This window comes from Variovorax sp. E3 (genome assembly GCF_016082275.1).
Lineage (GTDB): Bacteria > Pseudomonadota > Gammaproteobacteria > Burkholderiales > Burkholderiaceae_C > Variovorax.
The window spans coordinates 1-21045 of sequence record NZ_MOWM01000102.1 but is presented as its reverse complement, the minus strand read 5'-3'; the positions used below and the strand labels follow the sequence as shown (position 1 = coordinate 21045).

Annotated in this window: 19 protein-coding genes and 3 pseudogenes; 12 read left to right on the top strand and 10 right to left on the bottom strand. The window is 68.3% G+C overall.

Annotation, left to right across the window (positions count from 1 at the left end; all coding sequences use genetic code 11):
* Window positions 1-20: 20 nt before the first annotated feature.
* The 3 genes and pseudogenes from BMG07_RS27540 to lnt all read left to right on the top strand — a co-directional run bounded on the left by BMG07_RS27540 (window position 21) and on the right by lnt (window position 3291).
* Window positions 21-749, top strand: coding sequence for a GNAT family N-acetyltransferase (locus BMG07_RS27540; RefSeq protein ID WP_198087197.1), 729 nt, complete (start codon window positions 21-23; stop codon window positions 747-749).
* A gap of 99 nt (window positions 750-848) precedes the next feature.
* A pseudogene (locus BMG07_RS27535) lies at window positions 849-1726 on the top strand (HlyC/CorC family transporter).
* Window positions 1726-3291: an apolipoprotein N-acyltransferase gene (gene lnt / locus BMG07_RS27530; protein ID WP_198087196.1), complete on the top strand. Its 1566-nt coding sequence runs from the start codon at window positions 1726-1728 to the stop codon at window positions 3289-3291. Before BMG07_RS27535 ends, lnt begins: the two are co-directional and overlap by 1 nt.
* Window positions 3292-3294: 3 nt before the next feature.
* Here lnt and BMG07_RS27525 read toward each other — a convergent pair whose 3' ends face one another.
* The 7 genes and pseudogenes from BMG07_RS27525 to BMG07_RS27495 form a co-directional block, all read right to left on the bottom strand.
* Window positions 3295-4671, bottom strand: coding sequence for an FAD-binding oxidoreductase (locus BMG07_RS27525; RefSeq protein ID WP_198087195.1), 1377 nt, complete (start codon window positions 4669-4671; stop codon window positions 3295-3297).
* Between the two features lie 8 nt (window positions 4672-4679).
* Window positions 4680-5501 carry an ABC transporter permease gene (locus tag BMG07_RS27520; protein WP_374221322.1) on the bottom strand — a complete coding sequence of 274 codons (822 nt, stop codon included), beginning with the start codon at window positions 5499-5501 and terminating at the stop codon, window positions 4680-4682.
* Complete coding sequence (locus tag BMG07_RS27515; RefSeq protein ID WP_198087194.1) at window positions 5498-6334, bottom strand: ABC transporter ATP-binding protein; 837 nt, start codon at window positions 6332-6334, stop codon at window positions 5498-5500. The genes BMG07_RS27520 and BMG07_RS27515 overlap by 4 nt, the downstream gene beginning before the upstream one ends.
* Window positions 6335-6379: 45 nt before the next feature.
* A pseudogene (locus BMG07_RS27510) lies at window positions 6380-7362 on the bottom strand (ABC transporter substrate-binding protein).
* Window positions 7363-7445: 83 nt separating this feature from the next.
* Window positions 7446-8309, bottom strand: coding sequence for a creatininase family protein (locus BMG07_RS27505; RefSeq protein ID WP_198087193.1), 864 nt, complete (start codon window positions 8307-8309; stop codon window positions 7446-7448).
* Between the two features lie 18 nt (window positions 8310-8327).
* The gene (locus BMG07_RS27500) at window positions 8328-9602 is read right to left on the bottom strand and encodes an amidohydrolase family protein (RefSeq protein WP_198087192.1); all 1275 of its coding nucleotides are present in this window, start codon (window positions 9600-9602) and stop codon (window positions 8328-8330) included.
* A complete protein-coding gene (locus BMG07_RS27495; protein ID WP_198087191.1) occupies window positions 9599-10186 on the bottom strand; it encodes an NAD(P)H-dependent oxidoreductase in 588 nt (195 codons plus the stop codon). The genes BMG07_RS27500 and BMG07_RS27495 overlap by 4 nt, the downstream gene beginning before the upstream one ends.
* A gap of 224 nt (window positions 10187-10410) precedes the next feature.
* On the opposite strand from BMG07_RS27495, the gene BMG07_RS27490 reads away from it, so the two are divergent.
* Complete coding sequence (locus BMG07_RS27490; RefSeq protein WP_269759439.1) at window positions 10411-10680, top strand: hypothetical protein; 270 nt, start codon at window positions 10411-10413, stop codon at window positions 10678-10680.
* Between the two features lie 25 nt (window positions 10681-10705).
* Here BMG07_RS27490 and BMG07_RS27485 read toward each other — a convergent pair whose 3' ends face one another.
* Both BMG07_RS27485 and BMG07_RS27480 read right to left on the bottom strand, forming a co-directional pair.
* Window positions 10706-11800, bottom strand: a complete 1095-nt coding sequence (locus tag BMG07_RS27485) for a hypothetical protein (RefSeq protein ID WP_198087189.1) — start codon at window positions 11798-11800, stop codon at window positions 10706-10708.
* A 171-nt stretch (window positions 11801-11971) separates the two neighbouring features.
* The gene (locus BMG07_RS27480; protein ID WP_269759438.1) at window positions 11972-12658 is read right to left on the bottom strand and encodes a TetR/AcrR family transcriptional regulator; all 687 of its coding nucleotides are present in this window, start codon (window positions 12656-12658) and stop codon (window positions 11972-11974) included.
* Between the two features lie 152 nt (window positions 12659-12810).
* Between BMG07_RS27480 and BMG07_RS27475 the strand changes: the two genes are divergently transcribed.
* Window positions 12811-13881 carry an asparaginase gene (locus tag BMG07_RS27475; RefSeq protein ID WP_198087188.1) on the top strand — a complete coding sequence of 357 codons (1071 nt, stop codon included), beginning with the start codon at window positions 12811-12813 and terminating at the stop codon, window positions 13879-13881.
* 108 nt (window positions 13882-13989) lie between these two features.
* Here the strand turns inward: BMG07_RS27475 and BMG07_RS27470 are convergent, their stop codons facing one another.
* Window positions 13990-14802 (bottom strand): phosphatase PAP2 family protein, encoded by an 813-nt coding sequence (locus BMG07_RS27470; RefSeq protein WP_198087187.1) that lies wholly within the window; start codon window positions 14800-14802, stop codon window positions 13990-13992.
* A 169-nt stretch (window positions 14803-14971) separates the two neighbouring features.
* Between BMG07_RS27470 and glyQ the strand changes: the two genes are divergently transcribed.
* The 7 genes and pseudogenes from glyQ (at window position 14972) to BMG07_RS27435 (ending at window position 20909) form a co-directional block, all read left to right on the top strand.
* On the top strand, window positions 14972-15880 hold the full coding sequence (gene glyQ, locus BMG07_RS27465; protein ID WP_093130572.1) for a glycine--tRNA ligase subunit alpha: 909 nt from the start codon (window positions 14972-14974) through the stop codon (window positions 15878-15880).
* Between the two features lie 18 nt (window positions 15881-15898).
* On the top strand, window positions 15899-16450 hold the full coding sequence (locus BMG07_RS27460; protein WP_198087186.1) for a metal-dependent hydrolase: 552 nt from the start codon (window positions 15899-15901) through the stop codon (window positions 16448-16450).
* 95 nt (window positions 16451-16545) lie between these two features.
* A pseudogene (gene glyS, locus BMG07_RS27455) lies at window positions 16546-18677 on the top strand (glycine--tRNA ligase subunit beta).
* A gap of 25 nt (window positions 18678-18702) precedes the next feature.
* Window positions 18703-19032, top strand: coding sequence for a hypothetical protein (locus tag BMG07_RS27450; protein WP_198087185.1), 330 nt, complete (start codon window positions 18703-18705; stop codon window positions 19030-19032).
* Entirely contained in the window at window positions 19022-19561 is a 540-nt protein-coding gene (locus tag BMG07_RS27445) for a DUF6036 family nucleotidyltransferase (RefSeq protein ID WP_198087184.1), read from the top strand. The genes BMG07_RS27450 and BMG07_RS27445 overlap by 11 nt, the downstream gene beginning before the upstream one ends.
* The gene (gene gmhB / locus BMG07_RS27440) at window positions 19558-20136 is read left to right on the top strand and encodes a D-glycero-beta-D-manno-heptose 1,7-bisphosphate 7-phosphatase (RefSeq protein ID WP_198087183.1); all 579 of its coding nucleotides are present in this window, start codon (window positions 19558-19560) and stop codon (window positions 20134-20136) included. The genes BMG07_RS27445 and gmhB overlap by 4 nt, the downstream gene beginning before the upstream one ends.
* On the top strand, window positions 20136-20909 hold the full coding sequence (locus tag BMG07_RS27435; protein WP_198087182.1) for a 1-acyl-sn-glycerol-3-phosphate acyltransferase: 774 nt from the start codon (window positions 20136-20138) through the stop codon (window positions 20907-20909). Before gmhB ends, BMG07_RS27435 begins: the two co-directional genes overlap by 1 nt.
* Window positions 20910-21045 lie beyond the last annotated feature (136 nt).

The following is a 21045-nucleotide window of genomic DNA, read 5'->3' as shown; positions in this document are numbered from 1 at the left end:
AAAACCCTTACATTTGAGCCATGCTCACCGCCAAGACCCTTCTCAAAGCGTCTCTCGGCCTCGGCTCTTTCCTGAAAGCGCCGATGGTTGAGGCGCAACCGCGCGCCACCCGCGCGCCTCAACCCGTCATGGTGCCGATCCGCTCGATCGGCCCGCGCGAACGCGAGCGCATCGCGCGCCACCTGCTCGAACTCACCCCGCACGACCGCTACCTGCGTTTCGGCTATGCGGCCGCTGACGAGCAGGTCCAGCGCTATGTCGACGGTCTCGACTTCGAGCGCGACGAACTCTTCGGCATCTACAACCGCCGCCTCGAACTCATCGCGATGGCCCACCTGGCCTTCGCGCCGGGCGACCAGCACAGCGACTGCGCCGAATTCGGCGTGTCGGTCTCGGCGCACGCGCGCGGCCGGGGCTACGGCGCCCGCCTGTTCGAGCGCGCCGTGGTCGTGGCCCGCAACGAAGGCGTGGGCATGCTCTTCATCCATGCGCTGAGCGAAAACGCCGCCATGCTGAAGATCGCCCGCAACGCCGGCGCCACCGTGGTGCGCAGCGGCTCCGAAGCCGAGGCCCACCTGGAACTGCCCAGCGCCACCTTCGACAGCCGCATGAGCGAAATCGCCCTGGAGCACTACGCCGCGGTCGACTTCGCCCTCAAGAGCCGCGCCAAGCAGTTCTGGGCCTTCCTGGCCAGCCTGCAGGAAGTGCGCAGCGGCATGCGCGAAGCCCGCAAGAAATCGGCTTCCTGAGCCCGCGCGGCGGTCCCGTACGGCCTATGGCGGCTGTACGGTAGAGCGTGTCACACGCAATCCGGTATCCTTGCCCTTCCTCAACTCCGCCCTCCCGCAGTGGCCGACCCTCACCCTGAACGCGCTCCCGTTGAACGGGAAGACAAGCGCGGCTTTCTCCAGAAGCTCGCCGAATTCATCCACCCCGGCCCAGACTCGCGCGACGAGCTGATCGAAACCCTGGCGGACGCGAGGACAACGAGGTGATCGGCGCCGAGTCGCGCGTGATGCTCGAAGGCGTGCTGCGCATGGCCGACATGACCGCCGGCGACGTGATGGTCGCGGCGCCGCGCATGGACGCCATCAACATCGATGCGCCCTTCGATGCGCTGCTGCACCTCATCATCGACACCGCGCACTCGCGCTTCCCGGTGTACGAGGGCGAAAAAGAAAACATCATCGGCATCCTGCTCGCGAAGGACCTGCTCAAGCTGCAGCGCGCGCCGGGCCTGAACATTCGCGCGCTGCTGCGCCCGGCCACCTTCGTGCCCGAGAGCAAGGGCCTGAACGACCTGCTGCGCGAGTTCCGCGGCAACCGCAACCACCTGGCTATCGTCATCGACGAGTTCGGCCGCGTGGCCGGCCTCATCACCATCGAGGACGTGCTCGAGCAGATCGTCGGCGAAATCGAGGACGAGTTCGACATCGCCGAAGACGAGGGCGACATCTTCGGGCTGGCCGACCACACCTACCGCGTTTCGGGCGACACGCCCATCGAGCGCGTGGCCGAGGCCTTCGGCATCGTCTTCGACGCAGAGCAGCTCAGCGAGGACTTCGACACCATCGGCGGGCTGATCGCGCACGAGATGGGCCACGTGCCCAAGCGCGGCGAGCACCATGCGATGGGCGGCTTCGACTTCGTGGTGCTGCACACCAAGGGCGGCGCGGTGCGCTGGTTCAAGGTGTCCCCGGCCCGCGGCGGCGACGCGGCCGACTGATGCCCCGCGCGCCGGCCTCCCTTTCCGCTCACCTGTTCCGCCTGCTCGGTTTCGGCGCGGCCGGCCTCGCGCAGGCGCTGTCGATGGCCTCGCCCGTGGGCGGCAAGCCGCTGTGGTGGCTGCAGCTGCTGTCGCTCGGTGCGTTCGTGTGGCTGCTCGACGGCCTGCGTGCGCAGGGTGCCGGCTGGCGCCGCGCCGGCCTGCACGGCTGGATGTTCTCGACCGCCTGGCTCACCGGCAGCTTCTGGTGGCTCTTCATCTCGATGCACACCTACGGCGGGCTGCCGGCGCCGCTGGCGGCCATTGCCGTGCTGGCGCTGGCGGCGGCGCTCGGGCTCTACTACGCCGTTGCCGCCGCATGGTTCGTGGTGCGAGGGCCCAAAGGGCGGGTGACGGGCGCGCTGGTCTTCGCGGCGCTCTGGACGCTGGCCGAACTCGTGCGCGGCAGCTGGTTCACCGGCTTCCCGTGGGGCGCCGGCGGTTATGCCCACGTCGAAGGGCCGTTCGCGGCGCTTGCGCCTTGGGTCGGCGTGTACGGCATCGGCGCTGCCGCTGCACTGGTCGTCGCGCTGGTTGCGTTGCATCGCCCGCCTCGCGCCGCCGAGATTGCGCAAGGCGCCGTGCTGATCGCACTGGTGTTCGCCGTGCCGCACCTCGTACCCGCGTTGCACGGCGACGTGCAGGGCGCCAAGGGCGCGGCCGGCAAGCTCGACGTTGCGCTGCTGCAGGGCAACATCCCGCAAGACGAGAAATTCATTCCCGGCGGCGGCATCGAGACCGCGCTGCGCTGGTATGGCGAGCAACTGCGTGACGCCAAGGCCTCGCTCGTCGTCACGCCCGAAACCGCCTTGCCCCTGCTGCCCCAGCAATTGCCGGTGGGCTACCTCGAAGCCATCCAGGCCCGCTACAGCCAGGGCAACCAGGCGGCCATCGTCGGCCTGCCGATGGGCAGCCCGGGCACCTACAGCAACTCGGTGCTCGGCTTCCAGCCCGGCGCCTCGCAGGTCTACCGGTACAGCAAGCACCACCTCGTGCCCTTCGGCGAATTCATTCCTACGGGCTTTCGCTGGTTCATCCAGATGATGAACATTCCGCTGGGCGACTTCGAGCGCGGCGGGCTCGCGCAGGCGCCCTTCGTCTGGCAGGGCCAGCGCATCGCGCCCAACATCTGCTACGAAGACTTGTTCGGCGACGAGATCGGCGCGAACTTCCGCGACGAGGCCACGGCACCGACCATCCTGCTCAACGTGAGCAACATCGCGTGGTTCGGCGACTCCGTGGCCATCGACGAGCACCTGTCGATCTCGCGCATGCGCGCGCTCGAGTTCGCGCGGCCGATGGTGCGCGCCACCAACACCGGCGCCACCGTGGTGATCGATGCCGAGGGCCGCGTGACGCACGAGCTGCCGCGCCTGACGCGCGGCGTGCTCGAAGCCAGCGTCGAGGGCCGCCGCGGCCTCACGCCGTATGCGCGCTGGGTGGCGCCTTTCGGCCTCTGGCCGCTGTGGATCCTGGCGATGGCCATCGTCGCCGCGGCCTTCGTGCTGCGCCGCCGCGGCAGTTGATCTTCAGGCGCTGCGCGGGCCCTTCACCGGCCAGTCGCGCAGCTTGCCGGGGTTCAGCAGCCCCATCGGATCGAAGCGCTTCTTCACCTCGATGACCTCGGGCGGCAGCGGCCCGCCGGCCTTGCCGTCTTCCACGATGTTCACGTGGGGGTTGTTGATGTGCACGTTGTGCGCGCGGTGAATGCGCATGATCTCCTGCAGCCGCTCCTCGGTGCTGAAGCGCACCAGCTGCAGCCCGCTGCAGGTCATGAGGCCCGCCACGTTGCGGATGAACTCCAGGTGCATCATCACCTCGCCGCTGGCACCCAGCAGTTTTTCCATCTCGATCACCTGCTCCACATGCCTGCCCGGCACGAAGCCGCTCTGCAGGTAGGTCAGCGTCGGGTCGATCTTCAGCGCGTGCAGCGTCGTGTGGTTCCAGGTGAACTCCATCAGCGTGCGGTTGCTCTTTTGCACCTCGGCCGCCGTCTTGCGGTAGCCCACGGTGCCGCCGTGCGCCTCGACCATCTGCAGCAAGGCCGGCTCGCCCGATTCGGCCACCAGCGACAGCACCGTGTGGCAGCCCTTCGGCAAATGCGCGGCCAACTGCGCGAGGTGGTCCGAGACGGGCGCGGCAAAGAACGAGACGCCGCGCTTCACGATGCCGGGCGCGTTCGCGAGCTTGTCGGCGAAGTTCAGCGCGTTCTCGAAGCTGTCGAAGGTCACCAGCGTTTCGAGCCACGGATGCGCGGGCGCCAGTGCAATTTCCAGTTCGAGCACGAGGCCGTTGGTGCCCCACAGGTGGTGCATGCGCATCGCCTCGGCGCCGCGCAGTTCGACCACCTGCGGCTCGGCCTCGATGGTCATCGCGCGAATGCCGATCACGTTGCCCGGCGCGCCCAGCGGGCCGTAGTTGATCGAGCCCACGCCGCCGAAGCCGCCGCCGAACAGCCCGCCCAGCGTCGCGCTGCGGTAGGTCGAGGGCACGCAGCGCATCTCCTGGCCCGTGGGTTTGGTCTGCTTCTCGAGTTCGCCCAGGCGGATGCCGGCCTGCGCGCGCGCCACGCCGGGCCGCACCCACAGGCAGCTGTTGTAGCCCGTCATGTCGAGCACCACGCCGCCGGCCAGCGGCGTGGTCTGGCCGTAGTTGCCGGTGCCGCTGCCGCGAATGGTGATCGGCACGCCGCGGCGCGCGCAGGCGCCCACCACGGTGCGGATTTCTTCCTCGGTGCGCGGGCGCACGACCGCGTCGGCGCGCTTGTCTTTGAGCTGGCGCACGAGCACCGGGCTGAACCACGAGAAGTCCTGCGAGAGCCTTGTCACGCGGCTTTCGTCGGTGATCCAGTCGAGGTCGGGCAGTTCGAGCAGCAGTTGCTCGATGGCGGAAACGGGAGCGTTCATGGTCAAGTTCAATCCTGGGAAAGTTCGCTCGCATGCCACGAGCCCAGCGCCACCTTGGTGAGCCAGGCCATCAGCACGAAGAGCGCGACACCGGTCAGAGAAATCAGCAGCAGCGCGGCGAACATGCGCGGAATGTTCAGCTGGAAGCCCGCCTGCAGGATCTGGTAGGCCAGCCCCGCGCCGGAGCCGCCCGTGCCCGCGACAAACTCCGCCACCACCGCGCCGATCAGCGCCAGGCCGCTCGAAATGCGCAGCCCGCCGAAGAAGTACGGCAGCGCGCTCGGAATGCGCAGCCGCACCAGTTGCTGCCAGCGCGTGGCGCGGTTCAGCTTGAAGTAGCTCTGCAGGTCGGGGTCGATGCTGCGCAGGCCCAGCGTGGTGTTGCTGATGATGGGGAACAGCGCCACCAGCGCGGCGCACACCGTCATGGCCGCGACCGGGTTCTTCACCCAGATGATGATCAGCGGCGCCACCGCCACGATGGGCGTCACCTGCAGCAGCACCGCGTACGGAAAGAGCGCGGTCTCGATGCGCTTGCTCTGCACGAACAAAAACGAGATCAGCACGCCCGCCACCGTGGCCAGCAGGAACGACAGCACCGTGATCTTCAGCGTGACCAGCAATGCATTGCCCAGCGGCGCCCAGTCGGTCACCAGCGTCTGCATCATCAGGTAGGGCGAGGGCACGAGGTAGGCGGGCAGCTCCATCGCTACCACCATCCATTGCCACAGTGCGACCAGCACCACGCCGATCAGCACGGGGTACAGCACGCGCTGCACGCGCGGCTGGCTCAAGAGGGGAAGGCCCTTCATCTTTTCGTTGTTGCTCATCGCGCGTGCTCCTCGTCGGTGCCGCTGGCGCGCAGCAGGCTGTCTTGCAACTGCCTGGCGTGGCGCGCGAATTCAGGCGTCACCATGAAGTCGGCGCTGCGCGGGTAGGGCTCGTCGATGTGGAACTGCTCGACCACGCGGCCCGGCCGCGCGGCCATCATCACCACGCGGCTCGACAAGAACACCGCCTCATGGATCGAGTGCGTCACGAAGATCACCGTGAGCTTCTTCTTGCGCCACAGCGCCAGCAGGTCGGCGTCGAGCTTGTGGCGCGTGATTTCGTCGAGCGCGCCGAAGGGCTCGTCCATCAGCAGCAGGTCGGGCTGCGTGACGAGGCCGCGCGCAATCGACACGCGCATCTGCATGCCGCCCGACAGCGCACGCGGCAGCGCGTCGGCGAACTTCTCCAAGCCCACCAGCGCCAGCGAGTCCATCACCCGCGCGTCGGCTTCCTTGCGCGGCACGCCGGCCAGGTCGAGCGGCAGCCGCACGTTGGTGCGCACGCTGGCCCACGGCATGAGCGTGGGCGACTGGAACACGAACGACATCTTGCGCGCGCTGTCGTGCAACTGGCTCACCGGCTTGCGCCACACCAGCAGCCGGCCATCGGAGGGCTCGAGCATGCCCGCCACCATTTTGAGCAGCGTGCTCTTGCCGCAGCCCGAAGGCCCCAGCAGCGTGACGAATTCGCCCTCGGCAATCGACAGGTCCACCGGCAGCAGCGCCTGCGTGCCGTTGGGGTAGGTCTTCTCGGCCGAGAGCACCTCGACGGCGGGCACCGCGGGGGCGAGTTCAGGCGGTGGCGCCAGCGTGTGGGGTTCGATGCGATTCATGCGTGAGGCCTTTCGAGAACGGCCGCATCACGCGGCCGCCTGGTTTCAGGGCAGGACCTTGGCGTCCTTGACGAACTCGGTGCTGTACGTCTTGGTGAGTTCGACCTTGGCCGGGTCGAGCAGCTTGGAGGCCACCAGGAAGTCGTAGCTCGCCTTGGCGCGCGCATCGGTGATCACGCCGATGCCCAGCTTGCCCGCGTCGCCGCCGGTGATCATTCCCATCTCTTTCAGCTTGGCGACGCTGTAGGCCAACTGGTCGTCGGTCATGTTGGGGTTGTCCTTCTTGATCAGCGCGTTGGCGGGCGCCGGGTCGGCCAGGTAGCTCTTCCAGCCTTCGGCCGAGGCCTTCACGAACGCGGCCACCTGCTTGTTGCGGTCCTTCAACGTCTTCTCCATGCACGACACCGTGGTGGCGTACGCCGGAAAGCCGTGGTCGCTGAACATCAGCACCGTGCTCTTCACCCCGGCCTCTGGATGGCATAGGGCTCCGACGTCAGGTAGCCCTGCTGCGCGGCGTTCTTGTCGGCCACGAAGGGCTGGATGTTGAAGGTGTAGGGGCGCGTCTGCTCGTCGGTGAGGCCGAACCTGGCCTTGAGCCACGGCCAGTAGCCGCGCTGCGCCTGTGCGCCGATGAGCAGCGTCTTGCCCTTGAGGTCTTCGAACTTCTTCACGTCGTCGTGCGCGATCAGCACCTGCGGGTCCTTCTGGAAGAAGGCCGCCACGTTGACCACGGGCACGCCGCCTTCGAGCACCTGCATCATCTGGATGTCGCTCGAACCCATGATGCAGTCGGCCTGCCCGGCCGCCATCATTTGCGTGATGTTGACCTGCGGGCCGCCCATCTTGATGGTCACGTCCAGGCCGTACTTCTTGTAGATGCCCTGGGCCACCGCCTGGTAGAAGCCGCCGTGCTCGGCCTGCGCGTACCAGTTGGTCATGTAGGTGAACTTGTCTTCGGCCTGCGCGGGCGCGGCGGCGAGGAAGGCGATGGCGGCGGCGCCGGCCAGGGACAGTGCGAAGGAACGCATGGGTGGGGACCTTTCGAGGGCTGGGAGGTTTTGGGAAAAGAGAAAGCGGTGAACGCGCCGATGCAAGAAGCAGGCTCGCAGGCTCAGGCAGGCTCGAAGCGCTGCTGGATGAAGCCCTGCTGGTGCCCGCGCTCCCACGTGGCTTCTTCGCGCACCACCCAGCGCAGCGCATGCAGCTCGGTCAGCGCCTGCACCCAGCTGTCGGACAGCGTGTCGAGAATGGCCTCGCCCTGCTCGCGCGTGGCCGTGGTCGGGTCGCCGATGACGCCGCTCGGTCCGAAGTCGCGCGCGGTCCACGCGCAGGCCGGGCGGCCGTCGGCCGACAGCAGCTTGATCGGGAAGGGCGGCGGAAAGTTGGCCACCGCGCGTTCCATGTGCACCGTCTCGGGCGCGAGCGCGAGCATCAGCGCGGTCTCGGAGTGGCCGGCGTGCATCGCGAGCTTTTTCTCCTGCTCGCTCACCTGCTTGCTGGCCGCGCTCGGCAGCCGCGACACGCCGTGCGGCACGATCACGAAGTCGCCATGCCGAAGGCGCAACTCGCGCGCCGCCATCTCGAGCACCTGCGGCTGGCCGCCGTGGCCGTTGGCGAACAGCAGCTTGCGAAAGCCCGAGCGGTACACCGACTCGCCGATCTCGATGACCGTCGACAGCAGCGTGGTGCCCGTGAGCGTCATGGTGCCGGGAAAGTGCAGATGCTCTTCCGACTTGCCGTAGGTGATGGTCGGCAGCGCGAAGGCGCGCACCTCGGCCGGCAGCTTCTCGAGCGCCTTGCCCATCACGCCCGAAGAGATGACGCTGTCGACCGAGCACGGCAGGTGCGGGCCATGCTGCTCGATGGCGCCGCAGGGCAGCACGATGACGGTGTTCTCGCGGTCGGGCAGCGCGGCGATTTCGGTCCAGCTCAGGTAGGGCAGGAAGCGGTGGGGCGGGATGTAGCCGTGGAGCATGGGTGTCCTTGTCGTGCGTTACCGGGGAAGGAAGGGCGTGGCGTCGCCGTGCGTCACGCGGCCGTCGCGCAGCACCACGCGGGTGGCGCTGCGTGACGGCCAGCCGTGGCGGTCGGCCTGCGTGAACAGCACCAGGTCGGCGGCGCGGCCGACCAGCGTGGGCGCGGCGTGTGTGCTCGCGCGCTGCAGCCAGTCGCCACGGCACAGGGCCTGCGACCAGGTGTCGAAGGGTTCGTCGAGCTGTGCCACCAGCGCGGCCGTGCCCAGCGCCTCGACGGGGTCGAAGCTGCCGAGGCGGCAGAACGGGTCTTGCACGTTGTCGCTCGCGAACAGCAGCGGAATGCCGCGCTCGCGCGCCTCCTTCACCAGCGTGATGCCGCGCCGGCGCGGCGTGCGGCCGGTGACGGCGTCCTGCAGCAGCAGGTTGGTGGCGGGCAGCGACACCACGGTGATCGGCGCGCGCGCCACCGCGTCGAGCGTGGCGAAGGCCTGCGCCTCGGGCTGCGCCGCGAGCGCGCAGATGTGGCCGCAGACCACGCGGCCTTCGTAGCCGATCTCGCGCAGGATGCGGGCCGTGGTCTGCAGGCCCACCGCCGCGGCGTTGAGTTCCTCGTCGACATGCAGGTCGATGTCGAGGTCGAAGGCCTGCGCCGCCACCAGCAGATTGCGCAGTGCGTTCTCGCTCCAGTTGGTCGAGTGCACGAAGCCGCCGAGCAGCGCGTGCGGCCCCGTGGCCTTGACCTGTTTCGCCAGGCGCATGGCCTGCGCCGCGTCTTCGAACAGCGGCAGCTTGATGAGGCTGACCTGCTCCAGCCGCACGCGGCCGGCCCATTCCTGCGCGAGCTCGGCCAGCACCGGCCAGGCCATCGGCAGCGACTCGGGCTCCCACCAGTCGACGTGCGTGCGCACATGCGTGGTGCCGCACTCCCAGGCCCACTGCAGGCCGCGCGAGGCGCGCTCGCGCACGTCGGCGGGCGTCCAGTGCACGCGGTCGGCCAGCATCGCGTCGATGGCGCCGAGCAGGCCGGGTTGCACCTGCTTCATGCGCGGCAGCGTGAAGGCCTTGTCCAGGTGCGTGTGGGCGTCGACGAAGCCGGGCAGGGCCAGCCTGCCGGCGGCGTCCCAGCCCGACGCGGCGGGCATGTCGGTGTCGCGCACGGGCTGCACCGATTGCACGCGGCCGGCTTCGATGGCGATGCGCGCCAGCGCCGGCACCCCTTCGTGCAGCGGCCAGTCCGTCGGCAGCAGCCAGCGCGGCAACCGCAGGTTGTCGATGAGCGCGGGCGCGTTCATGCGAAGCGCGCCATGGCCTGGCCCACGCGCGCCATGAAGCGCTTGAGCTGGGGCTCGGTCGCGATGTTCATGTGGTAGTGGGCGTGGTAGTCCACCCGGGCCTTCTGGCCCGTGAGCCGCAACATGTACCGCGTGACGATCTTGCGCGGCGGGTCGCCCATGTACATCGCCATCCAGCGCGGGCGGCCGTACGTGACCACGGCGCTGATGCGCTTGATGTGCGTGAGCATCGGCTTCACGTTCGCCGGGTCGCTGATGTCGAAGGCCACGCCCGGCATGAAGAGCCGGTCGAAGTAGCCCTTGAGCATCGCGGGCAGCCCGAAGCACCAGGTCGGAAAGCAGAACACGATGCCCTCGGCCCACTGCAGCCGCTCCACGTAGGGCTTCAGCGGCAGCTGGTTGGCCGGCACCTCGTGGTAGCCCAGCCGCTCCTCGCGCGACAGCACCGGGTTGAAGCCCTCGGCGTACAGGTCGCAGTCGTCCACCTCGTGCCCGGCGGCGCGCAGGTTCTTCAGCACCTCCTGGTGCAGGGCGGCATGGAAGCTGGTTTCGACCGGATGGCAGTAGACGACGAGCACGCGCATGGTGTGTTTGACCGCTTAATCAGAGCAAGTGGTCAGGTTATGCAAGCGACGTGCCAGCGGGCGCGCACCGCCGGGGCGCGGAGCCCTTCAGTTTTCCGTTCGGCGGTCGATATCCGGAGGGCGGGTGCCGTGGCGGCGCCCGCATCTCATGTTCTTGCGGATCGGGCGTTATGACGGGAAGTTGGCTTCGAACCGGCCGCCGCGGCCTCGGGCGCGCGGTGGCCGTGCTGCTTCTTGCACCGATCTTGTGCAGCGCCGAGTCCAGCGCAGGCAGCGGCAGCGCCTCGGCGCGGGTGCGCATCGCCGTGACCGTGCCGCCGGTGTTCCGCGTGCTGCAGGTCACGCGAACGCCGCAAGGCTATGACTACCGGGTGTGGACCAACATGAAGTCGGTCGTGATCGGCGGGCAGGAGTACCGCTTCGATCGCGTCGGCGAAAGCACGGTACGCGTGCCGACGGCGCCAGGCGACACCTGGGTGGTGCACGGCTTGTAGGCCGCGCCTGGCGTTTCGTCCGCGCTCAGTTCTGGTTGCTGGTCTCGGTCTGGTCAGGCGACAGGCACAGCGGGCCCGTGCAGGCCAGCGACCTGAAGAACAGCGGGGAGTCGGGAACACCGAAGTAGCGCAGGCCGTTGGCCGTCTGCGCGTTCGCCTGCGCCGCATTGGCTTCCTGCAGCCCGAACAGCGGGTCGGGGTTGTCGAGGAACTCGTACTCGAAGGTGCTCGACTGCGTCGTGTCCTTCACGTAGAAGTAGAAGTCCTTGCCGTCTTCCAGGAAGCGGTTCTTCAGCACCCGGTAGCCCTGCGCGCCCTGTTCGCGGATCTGCGCCTTGAGGTCGTCCAGGTTGCCGCCGACCACGCTCAGCGGGCTGATCACCGCCTTCAGGTCGTAGCGTGCGGCGCTGCCCATGTCCTTCAGGAAGAACTGGTAGCCGCCCTGGTTCACCAGGAAGGGCGTGGCCCACGGCCGGTAGCCGTTCGCGCCTTGTGCGTTCGCGCGGTTCACGTAGTCGGTGGAGGTCGTCGCATAGAGCTCGGCCGTCACGTCGTAGGTGCTCGCGGCGCCGAGGTCCTTGCGGTAGAGCACCGCGAACTCGGGGTCGAGGTTGTTGTTGAGGTCGATGGGCGCCAGGATCTTCAGCAGCACCATGCCCTGCGCGCCCTGGGTCTTGGCTTGCTGCAGCAACGCCTGGATGGCGGTGGTCTGCATGATGTCGTAGGTCAGGCGCTTGTATTCGTAGCGGTAGGTGGTCTCCGTGTCCTTGACCATCATGAAGCGGTCCTGCAGCCGCACGATGTTGCCGCCGGCCTCGCCCTCGAGGTACCGGTAGCCCGCCGCGCCTTCGCGGTTCAGCAGCGCGATGTAGTCGTCGAAGCGCTTCTCGGCCGTGTCGGTGTCGGGGTCGCGGTTCTGCTCGAAGCTCAGGTACTTGTAGCTCGCGGTGATCGGCGTGGGGGCCGGACTGGGGGTTGGGGGGTGGGGGTTCGGCGTCGGCTCCGTCACGCCCGCGCCGGGCCCCGGCGCCGGCACCCAGCCGATGGGCAGGCCGCCGCCTCCACCACCACTGCCGCCGCCACCGCAAGCCACCAGCGCGGCCGTTGCGAGCGCGGCCAAGAACATCCTCGTTTTCATGATCCTCGATCTCCTGTTTTCGTGATTCGCGTCGACGGAACAGCCCGCCGGCGAAGGGTGCGAAGTTAGGCGCGCGGGCGCGGTGCCGCCAGTGCCTAAAGTCACCGCGTGCACCGGGGCGCGTGCCCCATGCAGGAGAGGTAAGAAGAAAGGCTAGGCCTTGATGCCGCAGCCGTTCAGCACGAACGTCACGAGCTCGCGCGCGATCGGTTCACGATCGATCGGCGCATCGGGCGGCAGGCCGAGCATCACGCGCGTCTGGATCGCGTAGTCGGCATAGCTCTGGGTCATGGCCCAGATGTGCATCAGCAGGATGCGCGCGTCGAGCGGACGCATCTGCCCGCGCGCGATCCAGCCGTTGATCACGTCGATCTTCTTTTGCGTCCAGGCCCGTGCGTTGGGCCAGTAGCGGTCGAGGTTGCGCCCGCCGTCGAGAATCTCGCGCGTGAAGATGCGCGACATCTCGGGGCTGTCGATGGCATGGTCGAGCTTCTTGCGGATGTAGTCGCCCAGCACCGTGGCGGGGTCGCTGGCGTCCTCGAACGAGAACACCACCTTCCACGCATGCAGCACCTGCATCAGCAGCTCTTCGTAGAGCTCTTCCTTGCCCGCGATGTAGTAGTGCAGCTGGGGCTTGGTCAGGCCCGCGCGCGCCGCGATGGCCTGGGTCGAGGTGCCCTTCAGGCCGTGCAGGCTGAACTCGGTCACGGCCGCGGTGCGGATGGCCGCCATGATGCGTTCGCGGCCCGGGCGCGCGCGCGACAGCGGGCCGTCGGGCGCGGGCATTTCCTGGGCTGTGGTGGCGGTCGGAACGGGGAGGGCGGCGGATTCGGCGTTCATGGCAAGCAAGGGTGGCGGCAGTGCGCGCGGTCGATGGTAATCCCTCGCGCATGACCGCATGCCATGCCGGCATGAGCCCGCAGGGCATGCGGGCACGGTTCATGTATCTTCCTCGCCGCCTCGAAAAATTCATTTCAACCAAGGAGCTTTTCATGTACCTCTCCCCTCGTTTCAGGGCCTTCGCGGCCGGTGCCGCATTGCTGGCGGCCAGCGCGCTCGCGCAGGCGCAGCAGGCGCTCCCCAACGTGGTGATCCTGGCGACCGGCGGCACCATCGCGGGCGCGGGTGCCTCGGCCGTCAACAGCGCCACGTATGCGGCCGCCAAGGTCGGTGTCGAGAAGCTCATCGCCGGCCTGCCCGAACTCTCGAAGGTGGCCAACGTGCGCGGCGAACAGGTGTTCCAGGTCGCATCGGAAAGCCTCACCAACGACAACCTGCTGACGCTGGCCAAGCGCGTGTCGGCGCTGTCCAAGCAGCCGGACGTCGACGGCATCGTGATCACGCACGGCACCGACACGCTCGAAGAAACCGCCTACTTCCTGACGCTCACCGTGCACACCAACAAGCCGATCGTGGTGGTCGGCTCGATGCGTCCGGGCACCGCGCTGTCGGCCGACGGCGCGCTCAACCTGTACGACGCCGTCAACGTGGCGGGCAGCAAGGACGCAATGGGCAAGGGCGTGCTGGTGACGATGAACGACAACATCGACAGCGGCCGCGACGTGAGCAAGAACGTCAACATCAAGACCAACGCCTTCTCCAGCCAGTGGGGCCCGCTGGGCATGATCGTCGAGGGCAAGAACTACTGGTTCCGCGCGCCGGTCAAGCGCCACACCATGAACTCGGAGTTCAACATCGACAGCATCAGCGCACTGCCGCCGGTCGAGATCGCCATGGGCTATGAGGGCGTGTCGTCCATCGCCATCGACGCCATTGCCAAGAGCGGTGCCAAGGCGCTGATCCACGGCGGCACGGGCAACGGCTCGGTGGCCGACCGCATCGTGCCGAACCTGCAGAAGGCGCGCGCCGACGGCGTGATCGTGATTCGCAGCTCGCGCGTGCCCGACGGCTTCGTCATCCGCAACGCCGAGCAGCCCGACGACAAGTACGACTGGGTGGTGGCGCACGACCTGCGCCCGCAGAAGGCGCGCATCCTGGCGATGGTCGCGCTGACCAAGACCAGCGACACCAAAGAGCTGCAGCGCATCTTCTGGGAGTATTGAGCCCCCCGGCTTTTCACGCTGCTTCGCAGCGTGTAATTCGCCACCCCCCAAGGGGGAGGCGCGGCTCGCCTTGGGGCGGCCCGGCGGCGGCCGCCCTTCTTCGCTTTTCTAGGCCTTGCCGCGATGGTGCCGCGCGTACTCGATGCTCGCGATGCAGATCGCCAGCCACGCGCCGCCCGAGCACAGCCCCGCGAGCACGTCGCTCGGGAAATGCGCCCGCACGAAGAGGCGGCTGCACGCCACGGTGACGACCACCGCGGTGGCCGCCATCACCGAGGGCACCCGCCAGCGCGGCGCCAGCATGCGCAGCCCCAGGTAGCCCAGCATGCCGTAGAGCACCATCGAGCCCGAGCTGTGGCCGCTGGGGAACGAGTAGCCCGCGACTTGCGCGATGCCGAAGTCGTGCACCGGCCGCGCGCGCTCGAAGATGTGCTTGAGCGTTTCGTTCAGCACCGCGTTGCCGGCGATGGCCGCGAGCCAGCCGACCGCGAAGCCCTTGTGACCGCGCAGCCACAGCAAGGCGGCCACCGCCAGGCACAGCAGCCCCATGAAGACGGCGTCGCCGAAGTGGGTGAGCCACGAGAACACATGCAGCACGCCCGGCGGCGTGTGGGCGCCGATCGCGCTGCTGATGGCCTCGTCGAGCAGGCCCATCGGGCGGCCGTCGCCCAGCTCGGCCGCCACTTCCGCGAAACCCCAGGCCAGCGCCAGCACTACGAGGGCGCCGATGGCCAGCCCGCCGAACAGCAGGCCGGCGCCCGGTTCGGGCTGGGACGCGCTGCGGCGGCGCAGGTGCTCGAAGCCCCAGGCCGCCAGGCCGGTGGCGGCCGTCAGCACGACCAGAATGACAAGGAATTCGGGCCATGCCTGGCCACCGATGCGTTCGCCCAAGGCGCTCAGGGCGGCGTGGTCAATGGGCATGGACGGGAAGGCGAAAAGAAGGGGACAGACGGATCACGGTGCGTTGAAGCGGGTTGCAAAGGGGGAATCGAGCATACCGGCCCGTTCCTGACGGCCCGCTGCCTCGTAAAATAGCCGGTTCGTTGCGCCGCGGGGTTCTCCCACCGGGCGGCCGCCTTCACGCAGAGCCATGCTGACCTTCCAACAAATCATTCTCAAACTGCAGTCGTACTGGGCCGACAAGGGCTGTGCGCTGCTGCAACCGTACGACATGGAAGTGGGCGCGGGCACCTCGCACACCGCCACCTTCCTGCGCGCCCTCGGCCCGGAACCCTGGAAAGCCGCCTACGTGCAGCCCAGCCGCCGCCCCAAGGACGGCCGCTACGGCGAGAACCCCAACCGCCTGCAGCACTACTACCAATACCAGGTCGTGCTGAAGCCCGCGCCCAGCAACATCCTGGAGCTGTACCTCGGCAGCCTCGAGGCCCTGGGCTTCGACCTGAAGAAGAACGACATCCGCTTCGTGGAAGACGACTGGGAGAACCCCACGCTCGGCGCCTGGGGCCTGGGCTGGGAAGTCTGGCTCAACGGCATGGAAGTGACGCAGTTCACTTACTTCCAGCAGGTCGGCGGCATCGACTGCAAGCCCATCACCGGCGAAATCACCTACGGCCTGGAGCGCCTGGCCATGTACCTGCAGGGCGTGGACAACGTCTACAACCTGACCTGGACCGACGGCCTGAGCTACGGCGACGTGTACAAGCAGAACGAGGTCGAGCAGTCGACCTACAACTTCGAGCACAGCGACGCCGAATTTTTGTTCACCGCCTTCAACGCGCACGAAAAGCAGGCCAAGCACCTCATGACCGAGCAGCTCGCGCTGCCGGCCTACGAGCAGGTGCTCAAGGCCGCGCACAGCTTCAACCTGCTGGACGCGCGCGGCGCCATCAGCGTGACGGAGCGCGCGGCCTACATCGGCCGCATCCGCAACCTCGCGCGCAGCGTGGCGCAGAGCTACTACGAGAGCCGCGAGCGCCTGGGCTTTCCGATGGCTCCGCGCGAATGGGTCGCGCAAATGCCACCCAAGAAGGCCGCCTGACCCTGCCCGACATGCCCGATGCCCACCGTCTTCACCCACGTCGCCGTTCCCGTCTGCACAGCCATTGCGCTGGGGACGAAGCGCGTGCCGGTGGCGGCGCTGCTCGCGGGCATGCTGGCGTCCGTGGTGCCCGACTTCGACGGCCTGGCCTTCAAGCTCGGCATTGCCTACGGCGGCATGACGGGGCACCGCGGCTTCACGCACACCCTGGTGTTCGCGCTGCTGCTCGGCCTTGCGGGCTGGTGGCTCGCGCCGCGCTGGGGCATGCGCCGCGCGGTGGGCTGGGCCTGGATCTCGCTGTGCACCGTGTCGCATCCGCTGCTGGACATGCTGACCAACGGCGGCATCGGCATCGCCTTCTTCTGGCCGTTCAGCGACGTGCGTTATTTCAGCCCGTGGCGCCCCATCGAGGTGTCGCCCATCGCATTGAAGCGCTTCTTCTCGCCGCGCGGCGCGCAGGTGCTGTTCAACGAGATGTTCACCGTGTGGGCGCCGCTGCTGGCGGCGGCGGTGCTCGCGCTGCTTGCGCGCCGTTCCGTGGAGCGGCGCCATGGCGCCGTTGCCGCATGAGTTCCGTCTTTCTTTCTTCTTTCCCTTCCACGGTCGTGCTTCGTCGCGTGCCCGTGGTCTGCGCCGCTCGCGGCGCATTTCCTACCTTCTGAGCCATGTCGTCTGCCAGCCTTCTTGTCGAACTGTTTGTCGAGGAATTGCCGCCCAAGGCTTTGAAGAAGCTCGGTGACGCCTTTGCCGGCGGCCTGCGCGACCAGCTCGTGGCGCAGGGGCTCGCCGAGCCCGGCGCCGTGCTCACCGCGTTCGCGTCGCCGCGCCGCCTGGCCGCGCACCTCACGCACGTGGCCGAGCGCGCCGCCGACAAGGCCGTGTCGCAAAAGCTCATGCCCGTGGCCGTGGGCCTCGACGCCTCGGGCCAGCCCACGCCCGCGCTGCTCAAGCGCCTGGGCGCGCTGGGCGCCGACGCCTCGGCCGTGCCCGGCCTCAAGCGTGCAATGGACGGCAAGGCCGAAGCCCTGTCTACGAAAGCACCGCCAAGGGCGCCACGCTGGCCGAAGGCCTGCAGAAGGCGCTGGCCGAAGCCATCGCCAAGCTGCCGATTCCCAAGGTCATGAGCTACCAGCTCGAAAGCGGCTGCGAGCTGCCGGGCTGGAGCAGCGTGAGCTTCGTGCGCCCGGCGCACGGCCTCGTGGCGCTGCACGGCGACACCGTGGTGCCCATCGAGGCGCTGGGCCTGAAGGCCGGCCGCGACACGCACGGCCACCGCTTCGAGGCGACGGTCGACCCCGTGGTGCTGCGCGACGCCAACAGCTACGCGCTGCAACTGCAGGAAGACGGCGCCGTCATCGCCAGCTTCGAGGCGCGCCGCGCCGAAATCGCACGCCAGCTGGCGGCGGCCGCGGTGAAGGTCGGCGGCGGCTCCGTGCCCATCGACGACGATGCGCTGCTCGACGAAGTGACCGCGCTGGTCGAACGCCCCAACGTGCTGGTCTGCAGCTTCGAGCGCGAGTTCCTCGAAGTGCCGCAGGAGTGCCTGATCCTCACGATGAAGGCCAACCAGAAGTACTTTCCGCTGCTCGACGCACAAGCCAGGCTCACCAACAAGTTCCTGGTCGTCAGCAACATCAGCCCCGACGACGCGAGCGCCGTCATCCAGGGCAACGAGCGCGTGGTGCGCCCGCGCCTGGCCGACGCCAAGTTCTTCTTCGACCAGGACCGCAAGAAGTCGCTGGCCTCGCGCGTCGAGTTGCTGGGCAAGGTGGTCTATCACAACAAGCTGGGCACGCAGGGCGAGCGCGTCGAGCGCGTGATGCGCATCGCGCGCGGCATCGCCGAGAAGCTGGGCGACTCGGCGCTGGCGGCGCAGGCCACCCAGGCCGCGCAACTGGCCAAGGCCGACCTCGTGACCGACATGGTCGGCGAGTTCCCCGAGCTGCAGGGCACCATGGGGCGCTACTACGCGCTGCACGACGGCCTGGACGCCGCGGTGGCCGACGCCATCGAAGACCACTACAAGCCGCGCTTTGCCGGCGACGAGCTGCCGCGCAACAGCGTGGGCCTCGTGGTCGCGCTGGCCGACAAGCTCGAGACACTGGTCGGCATGTTCGGCATCGGCAACCTGCCGACCGGCGACCGCGACCCGTTCGCGCTGCGCCGCCATGCGCTGGGCGTGCTGCGCATGCTGATCGAAAAAGACCTGCCGCTGGGGCTCGATGCGCTGCTGCAGGACGCCGCCGCGCAGTTCGCCCACATCGCCGGTTTCGAAAGCAGCCGCGCCACCGTCGAGCTGCAGGACTTCATTCTCGACCGCCTCGCCGGCAGCCTGCGCGAGCAGGGCGCCAGCGCGCAAGAGGTCGACGCCGTGCTGGCACCGCGCCCGCAGCGCCTGGGCGAAGTGCCCAAGCTGCTGGCGGCGGTGCGCGCCTTCGCCGCCTTGCCCGCCGCCGCCGCGCTGGCCGCCGCGAACAAGCGCATCGGCAACATCCTGAAGAAGGCGCCAGAAGCCGACGCGCACGTCAGCGAGCTGCTGCTGCAGGAGCCGGCCGAGAAGGCGCTGCACGCGGCCATGGCACAGGTCGTGCCCGCCGCCAACGCGCAGTTCGAAGCCGGCGACTACACCGCCTCGCTGCAGACGCTGGCCGCGCTGCGCGAGCCGGTCGACGCCTTCTTCGACGGCGTGATGGTCAATGCGGAGCAGGCCGATCTGCGGCTCAACCGCCTGGGCCTGCTGATGTCGCTGCACGCCGCGATGAACCGCGTGGCGCAGCTCGAGCGGCTGGCTGTCTGAGCCCCTGCGCTCGACAATTCACGCCATGAACCGGCAGCAACAGCTCGACGATTTCCTGCTCCAGGCGCACCGCCTGGCGGTGTCGCGACTGCGCGCCGATCCGGCGCGGATTGCCGATGTCTCCGCAACGCTGGAGCGATGGCAGACGCAGGCCGGCGCAACCCGCTCGGACGCCTACTGGAACGAGTGGCGCGCCATGCTGGCCGCTGGTGTCGATGCCATCGAAGCCGCCACCTGCGGCACCGATGATCACGCCGTGGCGCTGCGCAATGTGTCTCCCGTCGGCGTCCTCATGACGCAGCGCGAACGCGGCGAACTCCTGCGTGCGGCGCGGCAAGGCGCACATGCAGCGTAGCGAAGCGGAGCACGTGCTGCGCGCGGCGGCAGCCATCGCGCAGGAGCAGTCGTTCGTCGTGATCGGCAGCCAGGCGTTGCTGTTCCTGCTGAAGGACGCGCCGGCCAGCCTGCTGGTGTCGCGCGAGCTCGATCTCTATCCCGCGCTGCATCCCGAAAAGTCCGATCTGATCGACGGCGCCATCGGTGCGCTGTCGAGCTTCGACGACACCTTCGGCTACCACGCCGACGGCGTGGGCCCCGAAACGGCGGTGATGCCGGCCGACTGGATGCAGCGCGCCAGCCTTCACTATGTCGGTGACCTGACGGTGGTCTGCCCGGAACTGCACGACCTGGCGTTGTCCAAGTGCGTGGCGGGCCGCGACAAGGACGCCGATTTCGTTCGTGAACTGCTCCGGCTCGACCTCGTGTCCCCGGTCACCTTGCAAGCGCGCGCCGCGTTGCTGGACGCGGCCAGGTACCCGGTGGCACATATTGGCGACTGGATCGAACGGCGCCGCATCGAAGCGGAAGCGGGAAAGACACCATGAAACTCGTCATCCTCGACCGCAACGGCACGATCAACGTGCACCGCGAAGACTTCGTCAAGAGCGACATCGAGTGGACGCCGTTGCCCGGTGCGCTCGAGGCCGTGGCGCGGCTCAACCATGCGGGTTGGCACGTGGTGGTGGCGTCCAACCAGTCGGGCCTGGGCCGCGGGCTGTTCGACATGGCCTCGCTCAATGCCATGCACGCCAAGATGCACAAGATGCTCGCGGCCGTGGGCGGCAAGGTCGATGCGGTGTTCTATTGCCCGCACAGCCCCGACGAGGACTGCGATTGCCGCAAGCCCAAGCCGGGCCTGTTCCTGCAGATCGGCGACCGCTACGGCATCGATCTGAAGGGCGTGCCCACCGCGGGCGACAGCCTGCGCGATCTCCAGGCCGGCGCGGCCGCCGGCTGCGAGCCGCACCTCTTGCTCACGGGCATGGGCGCGGCCTGCCGCGGCGTCGATCCGCTGCCTTCCGAATACCCGGCGAACACGGTGGTCCACACCGACCTCGCCGCCTTTGTCGACTTCCTGCTCGCGCGCGAAGCGCGGGCCGCATTGCAGGTGGCTGTCTGATGGCGTTTTTCCGTTCCGTTCTCCACGCCCTGTGGATGCTCGTCACCGTGATCCCCTGGGGCATCATCATGTGCGTCAGCTCGCTCTGGAAGCGCGGCATCCCGCTCTACTGGATGGCCGAGCGCTGGCTGGGCTGGGCCATCGGCGGGGCGCGCGTGCTGCTGGGCATCAAGACGCGCGTGACCGGCATGGAGAACCTGCCGACCGACAAGCTCGCCGGTGCGGTGCTGCTGGTCAAGCACCAGTCCACGCTCGAGACTTTCCTGATGCCCACGCTGATGCCGCACCCGCTGGCCTACGTGTTCAAGAAAGAGCTGATCTACGTGCCGTTCTTCGGCTGGGCGATGGCGCGGCTGGACATGATCCACATCGACCGCAGCCAGCGCGCGCAGGCCTTCAACAAGGTGGTGAACCAGGGCCGCAAGCTGCTCGCGCAGGGCATCTGGATCATCATGTTCCCCGAAGGCACGCGCATTCCGCGCGGCCAGAAGGGCACCTACAAGAGCGGCGGCACGCGGCTGGCCTGCGAGACCGGCGTGCCGGTGATCCCCATTGCCGTGACCTCGGCCAAGGTGTGGCCGCGCAAGGCTTTCATCAAACGCCCGGGCGTGGTCGACGTGTCGATCGGCCCGGCCATCTCGAGCGTCGGCCGCAAGCCCGACGAGCTGATGCGCGAAGTCGAGGCCTGGATCGAGGCCGAGATGCGCCGCCTCGACCCCGAGGCCTACCGCGACAGCCCGCCGCAGCTGCAGCAGGAAGCCAAGACGAACTGAGGAACAAGAGAGAGCAACCCGCCATGGGGGAACTGCTGCAGTTCACGATGGACCTGTTCGAAGGGCTGGGGAGCGAGTTCGCCCCGCGCGCGCCCGTGGCCAAGCCGCCGCGCCGCGCGAAGAAGCCCGCCGGGCC